Annotated in this window: 12 protein-coding genes; 10 read left to right on the top strand and 2 right to left on the bottom strand. The window is 61.4% G+C overall.

Annotated elements, in window-relative coordinates:
• The first annotated feature begins 86 nt into the window (after positions 1–86).
• From ftsZ to nrdR, 10 genes are all read left to right on the top strand, one after another.
• On the top strand, positions 87–1,268 hold the full coding sequence (ftsZ, locus tag RM6536_RS00910) for a cell division protein FtsZ (protein WP_005506541.1): 1,182 nt from the start codon (positions 87–89) through the stop codon (positions 1,266–1,268).
• A 136-nt stretch (positions 1,269–1,404) separates the two neighbouring features.
• A complete protein-coding gene (locus RM6536_RS00905; protein WP_060823666.1) occupies positions 1,405–2,253 on the top strand; it encodes a polyphenol oxidase family protein in 849 nt (282 codons plus the stop codon).
• A 49-nt stretch (positions 2,254–2,302) separates the two neighbouring features.
• Complete coding sequence (locus RM6536_RS00900) at positions 2,303–3,136, top strand: YggS family pyridoxal phosphate-dependent enzyme (protein WP_060823665.1); 834 nt, start codon at positions 2,303–2,305, stop codon at positions 3,134–3,136.
• Between the two features lie 220 nt (positions 3,137–3,356).
• Complete coding sequence (sepF, locus tag RM6536_RS09190) at positions 3,357–4,238, top strand: cell division protein SepF (protein WP_060823664.1); 882 nt, start codon at positions 3,357–3,359, stop codon at positions 4,236–4,238.
• A 10-nt stretch (positions 4,239–4,248) separates the two neighbouring features.
• On the top strand, positions 4,249–4,548 hold the full coding sequence (locus RM6536_RS00890; protein ID WP_049326900.1) for a YggT family protein: 300 nt from the start codon (positions 4,249–4,251) through the stop codon (positions 4,546–4,548).
• Between the two features lie 494 nt (positions 4,549–5,042).
• Positions 5,043–5,582: a DivIVA domain-containing protein gene (locus RM6536_RS00885; RefSeq protein WP_049345219.1), complete on the top strand. Its 540-nt coding sequence runs from the start codon at positions 5,043–5,045 to the stop codon at positions 5,580–5,582.
• Positions 5,583–5,927: 345 nt separating this feature from the next.
• The gene (gene lspA, locus RM6536_RS00880) at positions 5,928–6,530 is read left to right on the top strand and encodes a signal peptidase II (RefSeq protein WP_145974227.1); all 603 of its coding nucleotides are present in this window, start codon (positions 5,928–5,930) and stop codon (positions 6,528–6,530) included.
• A 105-nt stretch (positions 6,531–6,635) separates the two neighbouring features.
• Positions 6,636–7,622 carry an RluA family pseudouridine synthase gene (locus tag RM6536_RS00875; protein ID WP_060823663.1) on the top strand — a complete coding sequence of 329 codons (987 nt, stop codon included), beginning with the start codon at positions 6,636–6,638 and terminating at the stop codon, positions 7,620–7,622.
• A 109-nt stretch (positions 7,623–7,731) separates the two neighbouring features.
• On the top strand, positions 7,732–11,274 hold the full coding sequence (gene dnaE, locus RM6536_RS00870; protein ID WP_060823662.1) for a DNA polymerase III subunit alpha: 3,543 nt from the start codon (positions 7,732–7,734) through the stop codon (positions 11,272–11,274).
• Positions 11,275–11,470: 196 nt separating this feature from the next.
• Complete coding sequence (nrdR, locus tag RM6536_RS00865; protein ID WP_005506525.1) at positions 11,471–11,926, top strand: transcriptional regulator NrdR; 456 nt, start codon at positions 11,471–11,473, stop codon at positions 11,924–11,926.
• Positions 11,927–12,079: 153 nt separating this feature from the next.
• Here the strand turns inward: nrdR and ppgK are convergent, their stop codons facing one another.
• Together ppgK and map are read right to left on the bottom strand one after the other, a co-directional pair.
• The gene (gene ppgK, locus RM6536_RS00860; RefSeq protein WP_060823661.1) at positions 12,080–12,931 is read right to left on the bottom strand and encodes a polyphosphate--glucose phosphotransferase; all 852 of its coding nucleotides are present in this window, start codon (positions 12,929–12,931) and stop codon (positions 12,080–12,082) included.
• A 146-nt stretch (positions 12,932–13,077) separates the two neighbouring features.
• The gene (gene map / locus RM6536_RS00855; RefSeq protein ID WP_060823660.1) at positions 13,078–13,989 is read right to left on the bottom strand and encodes a type I methionyl aminopeptidase; all 912 of its coding nucleotides are present in this window, start codon (positions 13,987–13,989) and stop codon (positions 13,078–13,080) included.
• Positions 13,990–14,132 lie beyond the last annotated feature (143 nt).

Below are 14,132 nucleotides of genomic sequence, written 5' to 3'. Positions count from 1 at the left end.
ATAAAGTCATTCTTTAGAGGAAACCTTCAGGCTTAGATTAAGCTGCGGGTCTTCCGAAGCTGGAACACGGAACAATCGAGGAATACATGGACGCTGGAACTCCCCAGAACTACTTGGCAGTCATCAAGGTCGTTGGTATCGGCGGCGGTGGCGTCAACGCAGTCAACCGCATGATTGAGGTTGGTCTGCGCGGCGTTGAGTTCATTGCTATCAACACTGACGCTCAGGCTCTGCTGATGTCCGATGCAGACGTTAAGCTGGACGTTGGTCGTGAGCTGACCCGCGGTCTTGGCGCGGGCGCAAACCCCGAGGTTGGCCGTCAGGCAGCCGAGGATCACGCGCAGGAAATTGAGGAAGTCCTCAAGGGCGCAGACATGGTCTTTGTGACCGCAGGTGAGGGCGGTGGCACCGGTACCGGTGGCGCACCCGTCGTGGCACGTATTGCCCGCTCCCTCGGCGCTCTGACCATTGGTGTGGTGACCCGCCCCTTCACCTTCGAAGGCCGTCGCCGCTCCAACCAGGCTGAGACCGGTATCGCTGCTCTGCGCGATGAGGTTGATACCCTGATTGTTATTCCGAACGACCGACTGCTGTCGATTTCGGATCGCAACGTCTCCATGCTGGACGCATTCAAGTCCGCTGACCAGGTTCTGCTCTCCGGTGTGCAGGGCATTACCGACCTGATCACCACCCCCGGCTTGATTAACCTTGACTTCGCTGACGTTAAGTCCGTCATGCAGGGTGCAGGTTCGGCTCTGATGGGTATTGGCTCGGCATCCGGTGAGGACCGTGCCGTGAAGGCAGCTGAGCTGGCTATCGCATCGCCGCTGCTGGAAGCATCCATTGACGGTGCACACGGCGTTCTGCTGTCCATTCAGGGTGGCTCCGACCTGGGTCTGTTCGAGATTAACGAGGCTGCACGCCTGGTTCAGGAAGTTGCTCACCCCGACGCAAACATCATCTTCGGTGCTGTTATTGACGACGCACTGGGTGATGAGGCTCGCGTGACCGTGATTGCTGCTGGCTTCGACGCAGTGAACCCGGAGACCAACTCCAACGCTTCCACTGCTGCGGCTACTCAGGCTCAGCGCACCCAGGCATCCTTCGGCGGTTCCACCGCTCCGGCTGCTAACGGCTACGGCTACAACGCACCCGCTGCTGCTCCGGCTTCCACCGGTGCTGCTGGCTTCGACGTTGACCTTCCCCCGGTTGTGGAGGAAGCTCCGGCTCGCCGCGACACCCTGGACGTCCCTGACTTCCTGAAGTAGTCTGCTCGGCTGGGAACGCTTAGCGTTGTACGGCTGAGAGTCTTATGAAGCTATAGGGGAGCTGAGAAACACGCACATTGTGCTGTTCTCGGCTCCCCTTTGCTATACCCGCTGACATCTGATGAAGGAATAGAAGATGAGCGATAACCCCAAAACTTCGCTACTTGCCTCTGCCGATACCCGCACCCTGGGTCCCTGGCGTGTGCGGGTGGGTTTCACCTCCCGCGCGGCGGGCAACCTGGGCCTGCACGTGGACGATGAGCTTGGCGGCGGTATGGATGCCTCCCTGGTGCGCACCCTCAACCACCGTGCCGCCCTGGAGGAGGCGCTGGGTACCGACCCGTTCTTCTACCTGAACCAGGTGCACGGTGTGCAGATTGCCTACCCGGAAGACTACCCGGTGGAATCCTACGCGCCCGGTGCACCCGAGGAGCGTACGGTTGAGCGTGCCCGCGCGGTGCTGGAGAACTCTCCGGTCGCCGATGCGGCGATTAGCAGTGAGGGCGTTCCCCTGGCGATTATGGTGGCGGACTGCATTCCCGTGGTGCTGGTGGGTGAGCGGGTCGCGAACTGGCAACCGATTCTGGCGGTGGCTCATGCGGGTCGCCGCGGCCTGCTTGACGGCGTGCTCCAGCAGACCGTGCAGCGGATGCGCCAGCTCGGCGCGGAGAAAATTACCGCCTGGCTGGGTCCGAGCATCTGCGGCAGCTGCTACGAGGTGCCCGAGGCGATGCGCACCGAGTCCACCGAACTGATTCCGCAGGTGCACGCGGTGACCAGCCAGCACACTCCCGGCCTGGATCTGCCCGCCGGTGCCCGCGCGGTGCTGGAGGATGCAGGCGTGGAGGTGTGCATGGATTGTGCGCAGTGCACGTTTGAGGAGCCCGAGGTGTATTCGCATCGCGGGTTCACGAACCGCGGTGAGAAGCCGGGCCGTATCGCGGGTCTGGTGTGGGTTGAGAAGGCGGCAGAGCCCGCCGCCTAGAGCTGCTAAAGATAGGGTCGCTAAAGATAGAGCCGCTGAAGGAGAGAAGATGTCTGAAATGAACGTAGAAGAGAACCTGCAGTACACTCCCGAACGTGCCGAGCAGTTGCTGCAGAACTACCGCCGCGTGCTTGAGCGTATCCGCACCGCGGAGCAGGACCACAGCGCCGTGCGTACCGAGGCGAGCGCTCCGGTGCAGCTGGTGACGGTCACGAAGTTCTTCCCCGCCTCCGACGCGGCGGCGCTGCTGGATGGGGGAGTGGCCCTCTTCGGTGAGAACCGCGACCAGGAGGCGAGCGCGAAGGCTCGTGAGCTTGCCGCATACTGCGCCCAGCGTGAGGTGCAGCCCCCGCACTGGGCGTTTATTGGCCAGCTGCAGACGAATAAGGCGAAGTCTGTGGTCAAGTACGCCTCCAGCGTGCATTCGGTGGACCGCCCCTCCCTGGCGGATGCGCTGGCGAAGGCGTACGCGAACCAGCTCTCTCGCTTTGAGGCGGGGGAGGCGCCCGCACCCGCTGCAGCGGAGCATGGTGCGCTGACCTGCCTGGTGCAGGTGTCCCTGGCGGAGGTTGCGACGGCTGGCCATGCCGCCGAGGGCGCGCGCGGCGGTACGAGCGCCTCCGAGCTGCTGGAGCTGGTAGAGCGCATCGAGAATCACGAGCATCTGCGCTGCGGTGGCGTGATGGCGGTGGCGCCGCTGGGCATGAACCCTGATGAGGCGTTTGAGAAGCTCTACGGTTTGGCTTCGCTGGTGCGTGAGCAGGTGCCGCACGCGACCGAGATTTCCGCCGGCATGAGCGGGGACCTGGAGGCGGCGGTGCGTTGGGGCTCGACCTGCGTGCGCGTGGGTAGCGACATCATGGGTCAGCGCCCGGCGCTCTAGCCTCGCAACAAAGGTACACACCGTACGTTGCCCTTCGAGCTCTGGGCTACCCTCGGGGCAGACTGGCGGCATAATCATCGGTGCCCTTGACCGCCTGCGCGGGGTGGGCGCTGGTAATATATACATGCCGGTGCATGGCGTACCGTTACGCACACACCTTCTGACGAAGCACCACGGCAGAACCTGTACACCACCAACGTGAAAGAACAGCGAGAGAATCATGGCGAAACAAAGCCGTCTGGCGGGTTTCCTCGGCCTGGAACGATACCAGGGCGCTGAGACGACGCCGGAAGAATCCCCGCAGGCTGTGCAGGCTGAAACCCGCCGGGAGGCAAACGCCTCCGCAGGGCAGGCTGCTACAGCGCAGAAGACCGACAGCGCCAACAGGCTCTCAGCACTGCCCGGCTCGGCACAGTACAGCGATGCCGAGTCGCAGAGCGAAACCTACCACCCGCAGGACGAACCCGCCTATACTGAACAGGAAGAGTACCTGCAGGCTGATAGCTACGATGACGGTACAGAAACCGAGTATCTGGACGCAGAAGAACCTGCCGACGGACGAGCAACCGTAGATGCAGCGGCATACGCCACCGCTCATACACCTGAAACCACAGCTGATCTGGCAGAAACCGAGCAGACTTGGGACGACGCCAGCGCAGACAATTGGGAGGACACCCCGGTGCCGAATACCGAATACACCGAGCAGTACGCCGAGACGTACTCCAACGACGGCTACTACGACCAGGGCTACGAGCCCGAAGAAACCAACGGATACACCTACGGTTACGAGGAAGAAGAGGACGAATTGCGTCGCATCACCACTATCCACCCCCGCTCCTACAATGACGCAAAGATCATTGGTGAGGCATTCCGCGAGAACATCCCCGTGATTATGAACGTGGAAGAAATGCCTGACGCAGACGCAAAGCGCCTGGTGGACTTCGCATCCGGTCTGGCATTCGCACTGGAGGGCCGCATTGAGCGCGTCACCGCTAAGGTGTTCCTGCTGACCCCCTCCAACCTGGAGGTTCTGGGTGTGGCTAACTCCGAGGTTCCCGCCGGCTTTGAGACCGACGGCGAATTCCCCTTCGACCAGGGCTAAGGACTGATAGATGGGTTATATTTTCGCCCTCATTACGATTGTCGTCTACGTTCTCTACATTGCGATGCTGCTGCGCATGCTCTTTGACTGGGTGCGCATGTTCGCACCGGAGTGGCGTCCCAAGGGCATTGTGTTGCTCTTCGCCAGCGGCGTGTACGCGGTGACTGACTGGCCGATGAACCAGTTGCGCCGCCTGATTCCGCCGGTTCGTGTGGGTAACGTTGCGCTGGACACCGGCTTCCTGATTCTGATTGTTCTGCTGTCTTTGCTGCTGAGCATCATGATGCGGATGACCGCGGCCTTCTCGTAGGCGACTGCCTCGCTCAGAGGCGACAGCTTGGGAATAAGAGACGATAGCTAAGAAACGATGGACCCCCGCCTGCCTGACCCGTTCACGGGTTGATGCAGAGCGGGGGTTTTCTGCGCCTGCGTTTTGTGCCTGGGTTCTGTGCCTGCGTTCTGCCTGTGTATAGTGCCGGGGGTAGCGTCAAAATGCCTTCTCGAAAACCACCTCGAAATGCACCGCAGGGCAGAAAATACACGGGTGATAGCGGGGACTAGGGAGGATATTAGACGTGGTGAATCCCACCCTTGCGCAGAGCAATATTTTACGGTTCAACCGACGTATAACCGGGCACAGAAACCAAAGAATAGTAGAATTGGTGCCAACGACTGCATCGCGGCATGACCATGCCCTGAACCATCGGGACCCTGAAATATTGGGGCCACGACCTATCTGGCTGGTGAATCCGCGGCACTCATCTTCACCACCAAACACCGTAGGGATACCCAGAGGAGAAGCCCATGGCAATCACCCCCGAAGACCTGATCACTAAGAGCTTCAAGATCGTAACCGAAGAGTCCGGTTACGACCGCAACGAGGTCGATGACTTCCTGGACGAGCTCGTCGTCGAACTGCGCGCACTCTACTCCGAGCGTGACGCCCTGGAGCGTCAGGTTGAGCAGCTCTCTGCAAACGCACCCGATTCCCCCGCAGCGGCTGTAGCACCCGCACAGTCCTCGGCGGCATCGGCTGCACCTCAGGATGCGGCGGCGCTGCTCGCCATGGCGCAGAAGGTTCACGACGACTACGTGGCACAGGGCGAGAAGGCTAAGGCTGAACTGCTCGAAGAGGCAGAGAGGAAGGCAGACGCTATGGTGAGCGAAGCTCAGCAGCAGCGCGAAGAGGTTCTCTCTCGCCTCACCGACGAGAAGGAAGAACTGGAGATTGCTGTTGAGGCTCTGCGCGGCTTCGAGAGCCGCTACCGCTCCAAGCTGCTGCAGCACCTGGATGCACAGGTTCAGGAGCTGAAGAACCTCAAGTCCATCGAAGCTTCCGCATAAAATCGAGGCTTCCGCATAAATCAGCGTGCCAGAATAATCTAACGACGCTAAGCTAACGACGCTTTGAGGCGTATGCCGCCCGGCTTCTTTCTCTTCCACCGCTATTCACCGGGGAAGATCGAGAGAACCGGGCGGTATTCTCATGTCCGCCCGGCACGAGCCAAGAACCCCCAAGAACCCAGCACGCAGAACCCAGCACGCGAAGCGGGGGAGAGCATCCGCCAAATCACCGCCGAATACTCGATGCACTACCCCGATTTGCTAAGCTAGAGGGGCACTATCGAACGGTACCGCACCAGGTTTGCGTTCGGGCGCGTAGCAACCGGCACAGACTAGAGGAGAGCTATGACCAACACCCCCAAGACTGCTGAATCCTCAGTCTCACACACCGCTACAAAGGCTGACGGACGCCGCGTGCGCATCCTTTCGGCTCGCTCCGCGGGCATCCTCGCGCTCGTGCTCGCCGCCGTCGTATTCGCAATCGACCAGGGCACCAAATACCTGGTCGTTACTCAGATGCAGCTGGGGGAGCGCATCACCGTCATTGACGGGCTTCTGTGGTGGTACTCGATCCGTAACTCCGGTGCCGCATTCAGCATGGGTGAGAACGTCACCTGGGTCTTTACCCTCGTCATGATCGTTGCCGCATCCGTGGTGCTCTACCTGCTGCGCCGCACCCGTGCCCTGTCTTGGACCCTCGCGCTGGGTGGTCTGCTCGGCGGTATCTGCGGCAACCTTTTCGACCGTCTCTTCCGTGAGCCCGGCTTCGGTTCCGGCCACGTGGTCGATTTTATTTCCGTGCCGAACTTCGCGATTTTCAATATTGCAGACTCCGCAATCTGCGTGTGCATGGCGTTCATTGTGCTACTGAACTTCAAGGGTCTGAACCTCAACGGCACCCGTGTGCAGGCTGACGACAAGAATGCGGCAGGGAAGAGCGCCAAGTAGCTTCTTGTCCGGCTACATCGCCGTTACACGTGCCTACAGACGTTCTCACACAGACAACCCTCCCACACAGACAACCAAAGCAAACACCACCCGAAGGAGAGCCGCATGAGCGAAACCACCAACGCCGCCGAAGATTCGGCACGCATCCGCGCCGAATTCACCGTTGAAGGCGCGCTTGCCGGTATGCGCCTGGACGCCGCGCTCGCCGGTGCCCTCGACGCACCGCGCACCCGCACCTCCGGGTGGATTCGTGACGGCCACGTGAGCGTGACCAACAACGGCAAGGCCGTGAAAATCGGCAAGTCCTACAAACTGTCCGCAGGGGACGAGGTCGTCGTGGATGCCCCCGCACCGCGCGATCTGGCGGACATCCGCCCCGAGAAGGTGGACGGCTTCCGCATCGTGCACCTGGACGAGGACATCGTTGTGGTGGACAAGCCCGCAGGCGTGGCGGCACACCCCTCACCCGGCTGGCACGGCCCCACCGTCATCTCCGCGCTCATGGGCGAGGGCATTTCGGTTGCTACCTCCGGCGCGGCAGAACGCCAGGGCATTGTGCACCGCCTGGACGTGGGCACCAGCGGCCTGATGGTCGTAGCCCGCAGCGAACGCGCCTACACCGAACTCAAGCGAGCCTTCAAGGAACGCACCGTGGACAAGGTCTACCACACCCTCGTGCAGGGCCTGCCCGACCCTCTGCGCGGCACCATCGACGCACCCATCGGCCGCCACCCCGGCAACGAATGGAAGTTCGCCGTGGTTGAAGACGGACGCAACTCCATCACCCACTACGATGTGCTCGAAGCCTTCGGCCCCGCATCCCTGGTAGAGGTGCACCTGGAAACCGGACGTACTCACCAGATTCGTGTGCACTTCTCCGCGCTGCGCCACCCCTGCTGCGGTGACCTGACCTACGGCGCTGACCCGCGCTTTAGCGCCGAACTGGGTCTGACTCGCCAGTGGCTGCACGCGCACCGCCTGGGCTTCGACCACCCCGGCACCGGTGAGCGCGTGACCTTCACCAGCGAGTACCCGCTCGACCTGTCCTACGCGCTGACCGCTCTGCGTGAGGGTAAGGTTCAGCTCGGCTAGACAGCTCGGCTCTGCTAGACAGCCCAGCTAGGTAGAGCCGCCCGCGGGCCGCCGCACACAGCTTCACATTCACCGCCCATCCTCCAACCCACACCTCCAGGAGATATCCGTGGCAACCAAAGAATTTACGCACCTGCATGTGCACACCGAGTACTCTATGCTCGACGGTGCCGCGCGCCTGGGTGACCTGTTCACCCACGCTAAAGAACTCGGCATGAAGTCCATGGCGACCAGTGACCACGGCTTCCTCTTTGGTGCCTTCGACTTCTGGCGCCAGGCTAAAGCGCACGACATCAAGCCCATCATTGGTGTGGAGGCGTACCTGACCCCCGGCACGCACCGCACCGACCGTTCGCGTGTGCGCTGGGGCGACGGCTCCCGCGACGACGTCTCCGGTGGTGGCGCGTACACCCACATGACCATGTGGGCTGAAACCACCGAGGGCATGCACAACCTGTTCCGTGCCTCCTCGATTGCGTCGCTGGAAGGTCAGCTGTACAAGCCGCGTATGGACCGTGAGGTGCTGCAGACCTACTCGAAGGGTCTGATTGCGACCACCGGCTGCCCCTCCGGTGAGGTTCAGACGCGCCTGCGCCTGGGCCAGTTCGACGAGGCAGTCCAGGCAGCGAGCGAATTCCGCGATATTTTCGGCAAAGATAACTTCTACTGCGAGGTCATGGACCACGGCCTGGACATTGAACGCAACGTCCAGGAGGATTTGCACCGCCTCGCCAAGAAGCTGAACCTGCCCTTCGTCGCAACCAACGACCTGCACTACACCCGCCAGGAAGACCACACCGCCCACGCGGCGCTGCTGTGCGTGCAGTCCGGATCGACCCTCACCGACCCCAAGCGCTTCAAGTTCGACGCGGATAACTTCTACCTGCGCTCGGCAGAAGAAATGTACGCCCTGTTCGGCGACATTCCCGGCGCGTGTGAGAACACCCTCGAAATCGCTGAACGCTGCAACGTGGAGTTCAACACCAAGGCGAACTACATGCCGAACTTCCCCGTGCCCGAGGGCGAAAACGAGGAATCCTGGTTCGTGAAGGAGGTTGAGAAGGGCCTGCACTACCGCTTCCCGCAGGGTGTTCCCGACGCTGTGCGCAAGCAGGCAGAGTACGAGGTGGGGGTTATTACCTCCATGGGCTTCCCCGGCTACTTCCTCGTGGTCGCCGACTTCATCAACTGGGCGAAGCGCAACGGTATTCGCGTGGGCCCCGGCCGTGGCTCCGGTGCAGGCTCCATGGTCGCATACGCGATGCGTATTACCGACCTGAACCCGCTCGACCACGACCTGATTTTCGAGCGATTTCTCAACCCCGACCGCGTCTCCATGCCCGACTTCGATGTGGACTTTGACGATCGTCGCCGCGGCGAAGTCATCGACTACGTGACCGAAAAGTACGGTGAAGAGAAGGTCGCACAGATTGTCACCTTCGGCACCATTAAGGCGAAGCAGGCGCTCAAGGACGCCTCCCGCGTGATGGATCAGCCGTACTCGGTCGGCGAGCGCCTCACCAAGGCGATGCCGCCGGACGTCATGGGTAAGAACATTGCCCTGGCGAACGTGTACAACGAAGAGGATAAGCGTTACGCCGAGGCGGCAGATTTGCGCGCCCTCATTGAGGACCCGGTCGATAAGATTTACGGCCAGGTGTTCGAAACTGCGAAGGGCCTGGAAGGTCTGAAGCGCCAGTGGGGCGTGCACGCTGCGGGCGTGATTATGTCCAGCAAGGACCTTATCGACGTGATCCCCGTGATGCGCCGCGAGGCTGACGGCCAGGTCATCACCCAGTTCGATTACCCCACCTGTGAGGGCCTGGGCCTGATCAAGATGGACTTCTTGGGTCTGCGTAACCTCACCATCATCTCTGATGCGGTGGAGAACATTAAGGCTAACCGAGGCATTGACCTGGACCTTGAATCTCTCTCGCTGGACGACCCGGAATCGTACCGTCTGCTGGCGCGCGGCGATACCCTCGGCGTGTTCCAGCTCGATGGCGGCCCGATGCGCTCGCTGCTCAAGCTCATGGAGCCCGAGGAGTTCGAGCACATTTCGGCAGTGCTGGCGCTGTACCGTCCGGGCCCGATGGGTGCGAACTCGCATACCAACTACGCTCTGCGTAAGAACGGTAAGCAGGAGATTGAGCCGATTCACCCCGAGCTGGAAGAGCCGCTGAAGGACATTCTGGACACCACCTACGGCCTGATTGTGTATCAGGAGCAGGTGATGGCGATTGCTCAGAAGGTCGCGAACTACACTCTGGGTGAGGCAGACCTTCTGCGCCGTGCGATGGGTAAGAAGAAGAAGGCGGAGCTGGATAAGCAGTACGCTACCTTCCACGACGGCATGATTTCTAACGGCTACTCTGAGGGCGCTATTAAGGCGCTCTGGGATATTCTGCTGCCGTTCTCTGACTACGCGTTCAACAAGGCGCACACGGCCGCGTACGGTCTGGTGTCCTACTGGACTGCGTACCTGAAGGCGCATTACCCGCAGGAGTACATGGCCGCGCTGCTGACCAGCGTGGGCGATAACAAGGACAAGCTCGCGCTGTACCTGAATGAGTGCCGCGCCATGGGCATTACCGTGCTCGCACCGGATGTGAACGAGTCCACCCTGACCTTCGCCCCTGTTGGTGACGATATCCGCTTCGGTATGGGCGCGATCCGTAACGTGGGCGCGAACGTGGTCGAAGGCATGATTGCCGCCCGCGAGGAGAAGGGCCGCTACGAGTCCTTCAACGACTTCCTGAAGAAGGTGCCGCTGCAGGTGTGCAATAAGCGCACCATCGAATCGCTCATTAAGGCGGGCGCTTTCGACGACCTGGGCCACACGCGCCGTTCGCTGTCTCTCATTCACGAGGCGGCAGTGGACGCCGCCGTGGCGGTCAAGCGTAAGGAGGCAGCGGGTCAGTTCGACCTCTTCGGCTCCCTCGGCATGGATGACGCCCTGGGCGATGAGCTGACCGTGACCATTCCTGATGTTCCTGAATGGGACCGCCGCGAGAAGCTGAACTTTGAACGTGACATGCTGGGCCTGTACGTTTCGGACCACCCGCTGCGCGGCCTGGAGCGTGCCCTCTCGGATGCGGCAAGCCATTCGGTGCACGACATCATCGGTGAAGACTCGCACGTGCGCGACGGCGAAACCGTCACCATTGCGGGTATGCTCACTGGCGTTTCGCGCCGTATCGCCAAGTCCAGCGGTAACCAGTACGCCTCCGTGGAGCTGGAAGACCCCTCGGGCGCCACCATTACGGTCATGTTCTTCTCCCGCGCCTACGAGACGATGGGCGCCGCCCTGGCGGATGACCTCATCTGCTCGATTCGTGGCCGCGTGCAACGCCGCGACGACGGCAGCGTGAACATGAGCGCGCAGGAACTGCAGATCCTGGAAATCAGCGATGACGGCCGCGCCGCACCCATCACCATCGTGGTACCCGAGTACCTGGTGACCGAGGCGAACCTGAAGGAGCTGAAGGAGACCCTGCGCGACCACAAGGGCACCGCGGATGTGCGCATGCTCGTGCGTACCCGCGATAAGGAGCAACTGGTGCTGCTGGACCCGAGTGTGCGCGTGGAACCGAACCCGAGCCTCTTCGGTGAAATCAAGACGATTTTCGGTCCGAGCTGCATTCGACGCTAACAACGCGCGCTCATAACGCGCGCTCATAACGCCCCCGTGAGGGGAATGACAGGGTGGATTCTGCATAGCAGAGTCCACCCTGAGCGTATATTCACTCACAACATACGGTGTCTGCGCTGTATATCACGGTAGAATAGGTATAAATATTCTTGAGCGCTGTATACGCGGGCGCTAGCGCCCAGCCAAGGAGAAACGAATGTACTGCCCCTATTGCAAGCACACCGACTCGCGCGTGGTGGATTCCCGCACCACCGATGACGGCGCCGCAATTCGCCGCCGCCGCCAGTGCACCTCCTGCGCTCGCCGCTTCACGACCGTTGAAACCACCACCATTTCGGTGATTAAGCGTTCCGGCGTGACCGAGCCTTTTGACCGTTCGAAGATTGCCGCCGGCGTGCGTAAGGCATGCCAGGGCCGCCCCGTGGGGGAGGACGATTTGGCGAAGCTCGCCCAGGAAGTTGAGGAGCTGATTCGTGCTCGCGGTCTGGCGGAGATTAACGCGCACGAGGTGGGTCTGACCATCCTGGAGCCGCTGTCGAAGCTGGACGCGGTCGCCTACCTGCGTTTTGCGAGCGTGTACCAGGCCTTTGAGAACCTTGAAGACTTTGAGGAGGCGATTGCGCGTCTGCGTGAGGACCGCATCGCCCAGTAGCTAACTAAACCGGTAGCCGCTATAGACGAGCGGCGGCATGCAGAAGGGACCGCCTTTCCGAATCATTCGGAAAGGCGGTCCCTTTCAGTTGCTTTTAGGCTTTACGCTTCGCCGCGGCGCTGACGCGGCCGCGGGTACAGCGGGAAGTAGCTCTTACGCTTCGCCGCGGCGCTGACGCTCGGGCAGCATACCGCCAGCCCACAGTGCCGCACCCACAATACCGGCGTTATTGCGCAGGGCAGCCATGACCATGGGGGTACGAATCTGATCCTCAAAGTAGGGCATGAACTTCTCCGGGTTCTTGGAGATGCCGCCGCCGATGATGAACAGGTCGGGGGAGAAGAGCATCTGAACGTGCTCGAAGTAGCGGTACAGGCGCTTGCCGTACTTCTTCCAGGACAGCTCGTGCACCTCGCGGGCGCGAGCGGAAGCCTGAGACTCGGCGTTGTGGCCGTCCAGCTCCAGGTGACCCAGCTCGGTGTTCGGGATCAGCTTACCGTCGTTGATGAGGGCGGAGCCGATGCCGGTGCCCAGGGTGATGACAGCGATCAGGCCGTCACGGTTACGGCCCTGACCGTAGGTTGCCTCAGCCAGGCCTGCTGCGTCAGCGTCGTTGAGGCCGTAGACGGTGCGGCCGTCCAGCGCCTCGCTCATGACCTGCTCCAGGTCGGTGTTAATCCAGGAGTCGTCCACGTTCGCTGCGGAGAAGACCATACCGTTCTTCACCACTGCGGGGAAGTCAATGCCGACAGCGGACTCGGGGTCCGGCGCCAGGTCGCGGCCCTGCAGCTCATCAACTACGCGGCGTACAACCTCAGCCACAGCGGCGGGGGTTGCGGGCTTGGGGGTGTCGATGCGGAAGCGGTCGGACACGAGGTTGCCGGTGCGCAGGTCGACGATGCCGCCCTTAATGCCGGTGCCTCCAATGTCCACACCAATCTGCAGGTCCTTGGGGGTGGGTGCGGGCAGTTCGGTGATGACGCCGGGTTCTGCGTAATCGCTCATGGTTTTCTCTCTTTCGTTCCGCCTACTGCCGTGTAACTGGGGGAGCGGGCGGGTTTGTTAGTGGGTGAACTGATATAAAAGTGAGGTGCTGGGCTCGTACCTGCACAAGTCGTACCTGCGGGGTAGGAAACCCAGAGGTCTGCGCTTTAGGGCAGGGTGAGGATGTCCGCGCCGTCAGCGGTCACCACGAGGGTGTGCTCGAATTGTGCGGTGCGCTTGCAATCGCGGGTGACCACGGTCCAGTCGTCATCCCACAGATCCCATTCGATGGTGCCGAGGGTCAGCATGGGCTCAATGGTGAAAATCATGCCCTCACGGATCTCGGTGTCGTAGGCGGGTGCCGCATCGTAGTGGGGGATTATGAGGCCAGAGTGGAACTCACGACCCACACCGTGACCGGTGTAGTCGCGAACCACGCCGTAACCGAAACGTGCCGCATACTTCTCAATGACGCGACCGATCACGTTGATCTGGCGGCCCGGCTTCACAGCCTTAATCGCGCGGTTCAGGGACTCCTCGGTGCGCTCAACCAGCAGGCGGGACTCTTCATCCACGTTACCGATGAGCAGGGTCTTGTTGGTGTCGCCGTGCATGCCGTCCAGGTATGCGGTGACGTCCAGGTTGAGGATGTCGCCGTCCTCCAGCACGGTGGAGTCCGGGATGCCGTGGCAGATGACCTCGTTCAGGGAGGTGCACACGGACTTGGGGTAGCCGCGGTAATCCACGGTGGAGGGGTACGCGCCGTGGTCGCAAATGTACTCGTGGACCAGCACGTCAATCTCGTCGGTGGTGGTGCCGGGCACGCAAATCTTGGATGCTTCAACGATGGCGCCTGCCGCGACCTTGCCGGCTGCGCGAACCCGCTCAACTTCCTCGGGGGTGTACATGTTCGAGTCGTTACCCTCGTTGGCGGTGGGCTTACCCACGTACTCGGGGCGAACAATGTGCGAGGGGACCGGGCGCATGGGAGTGACGCGTCCGGGGGTCAGACAACCGACGGGTGCGCGACCGGGCTCTGCGGGAAGATTATGCGAAGTATTCGTTTTGGTTGAAGACATAGTTTCATCTTACCGGGCGCGGGCGGGTTGTGTCCCTTGCGGGAGCGCTAAAAAGCGGCGGATACATAAGCCGTACCTTTTTCCCAGATTGTGAATAAAATTTCATGCACGCGAGCGGTAAAAGTGTGCGGGGTGGAAGGCAG

Source organism: Rothia mucilaginosa (genome assembly GCF_001548235.1).
In the GTDB taxonomy this organism is placed as follows: domain Bacteria; phylum Actinomycetota; class Actinomycetes; order Actinomycetales; family Micrococcaceae; genus Rothia; species Rothia mucilaginosa_B.
Note: the sequence above shows the minus strand (reverse complement) of the source record. Positions and strands in the feature narration are given on the sequence as shown.

Bases quoted from the DNA above. Each gene is read 5' to 3' on its own strand.
- ftsZ (WP_005506541.1), top strand. From the start codon at position 87: ATGGACGCTGGAACTCCCCAGAACTACTTGGCAGTCATCAAGGTCGTT.
- RM6536_RS00905 (WP_060823666.1), top strand. From the start codon at position 1,405: ATGAGCGATAACCCCAAAACTTCGCTACTTGCCTCTGCCGATACCCGC.
- RM6536_RS00900 (WP_060823665.1), top strand. From the start codon at position 2,303: ATGTCTGAAATGAACGTAGAAGAGAACCTGCAGTACACTCCCGAACGT.
- sepF (WP_060823664.1), top strand. From the start codon at position 3,357: ATGGCGAAACAAAGCCGTCTGGCGGGTTTCCTCGGCCTGGAACGATAC.
- RM6536_RS00890 (WP_049326900.1), top strand. From the start codon at position 4,249: ATGGGTTATATTTTCGCCCTCATTACGATTGTCGTCTACGTTCTCTAC.
- RM6536_RS00885 (WP_049345219.1), top strand. From the start codon at position 5,043: ATGGCAATCACCCCCGAAGACCTGATCACTAAGAGCTTCAAGATCGTA.
- lspA (WP_145974227.1), top strand. From the start codon at position 5,928: ATGACCAACACCCCCAAGACTGCTGAATCCTCAGTCTCACACACCGCT.
- RM6536_RS00875 (WP_060823663.1), top strand. From the start codon at position 6,636: ATGAGCGAAACCACCAACGCCGCCGAAGATTCGGCACGCATCCGCGCC.
- nrdR (WP_005506525.1), top strand. From the start codon at position 11,471: ATGTACTGCCCCTATTGCAAGCACACCGACTCGCGCGTGGTGGATTCC.
- ppgK (WP_060823661.1), bottom strand. From the start codon at position 12,931: ATGAGCGATTACGCAGAACCCGGCGTCATCACCGAACTGCCCGCACCC.
- map (WP_060823660.1), bottom strand. From the start codon at position 13,989: ATGTCTTCAACCAAAACGAATACTTCGCATAATCTTCCCGCAGAGCCC.